The sequence below is a fragment of the New Jersey aster yellows phytoplasma genome, assembly GCF_002554195.1.
Lineage (GTDB): Bacteria > Bacillota_I > Bacilli_A > Acholeplasmatales > Acholeplasmataceae > Phytoplasma.
In genome coordinates this window covers 1-985 of record NZ_MAPF01000072.1, presented here as the reverse complement: position 1 = coordinate 985, position 985 = coordinate 1, and the positions used below count along the sequence as shown (strand labels likewise).

At 22.4% G+C, this 985-nt stretch carries 2 protein-coding genes and 1 pseudogene; all 3 read left to right on the top strand.

The annotated features are described in order from the left end of the window. Positions 1–206 (top strand): annotated as a pseudogene (locus BBA70_RS03605) (hypothetical protein); the annotation flags it as partial. Beyond that, a complete protein-coding gene (locus BBA70_RS03600) occupies positions 199–381 on the top strand; it encodes a hypothetical protein (protein ID WP_252861678.1) in 183 nt (60 codons plus the stop codon). The pseudogene BBA70_RS03605 and the gene BBA70_RS03600, both read left to right, overlap by 8 nt. 121 nt (positions 382–502) lie before the next feature. Next, positions 503–802, top strand: a complete 300-nt coding sequence (locus BBA70_RS03595) for a hypothetical protein (protein WP_252861677.1) — start codon at positions 503–505, stop codon at positions 800–802. The last annotated feature ends 183 nt before the right edge of the window (positions 803–985 follow it).

Below are 985 nucleotides of genomic sequence, written 5' to 3'. Positions count from 1 at the left end.
AAATTAAATCAACCAAACAAGAACACCAAGAACATTTATTACTTGAAAAATTAGACCAAATAAAAACTGCGCAAGAAAAATTATTATCTAAATTAGAACAACAAAAACATAAAGTAGCCATTTGGCAATCTAAAAAAGAAAGAAAAAGATTGTTAAAATCTCAAAAAAACAACACACCAATCGGAAAGGAAAATCAAAATGACTGATTCAAATTTTACTATTGGTTTTGTATCGGGGGCATTATTTGTTACTGGTTTATGTTTTGTATTTAAATATCTCTTTTTCAGTTTTCTTCAACTATTCAATCCCAACGATATTTACCCAATTAAAAGAAAACAAAAGAAAATGAAACCCCAAATTCAAACAATCAAAAAAATATAAAAGATTTAAAAAAGGATATCGATGAAAAATTTTCAAACCAACAAGAATATAAGGAAAATACCCCATTAGAAACCTTAATAAATCAAGAAAATAATTAAAAAAGAAAGGAAAATTAATTCAAATGAAAATTAAAAAAACCCAAAAAATATTATTAAATATTATTAATAAAAGATATTTTTTCAATCTCTTTTTACTTTTAACAATGATAATTGCAACTACAGGAGGAATTGGTTATTATTTTTTTAATTATTTCACACACCCTGTTTATGAAATTATTGTCAACAAAAACACTATATTTCAAACCAATAATGATGATTGTTTTGATGATTATAATAACAAAATTAAACAATTAAATGAAGAAATAACTATTAAAAATGAAGAATTGAAAGAGCCTAGTTTGTCTCCACAAGAAAAAAAGTAATAGAAGAAATTGTCAAATTGAAAACTCAACAAAAAAAAGAATTACAAATTGATTTATTCTTAAAAAAATTCTTAAAAAAATCTGAAGAAGAAATTTTAGAAATTGATAATAAAATCAAAACAACAAATCAATTAGAAGAAAAAACATTCGCTTACAGAAACAAAATTTACTTTAAAAGAAAAA

Bases quoted from the DNA above. Each gene is read 5' to 3' on its own strand.
- BBA70_RS03595 (WP_252861677.1), top strand. From the start codon at position 503: ATGAAAATTAAAAAAACCCAAAAAATATTATTAAATATTATTAATAAA.
- BBA70_RS03600 (WP_252861678.1), top strand. From the start codon at position 199: ATGACTGATTCAAATTTTACTATTGGTTTTGTATCGGGGGCATTATTT.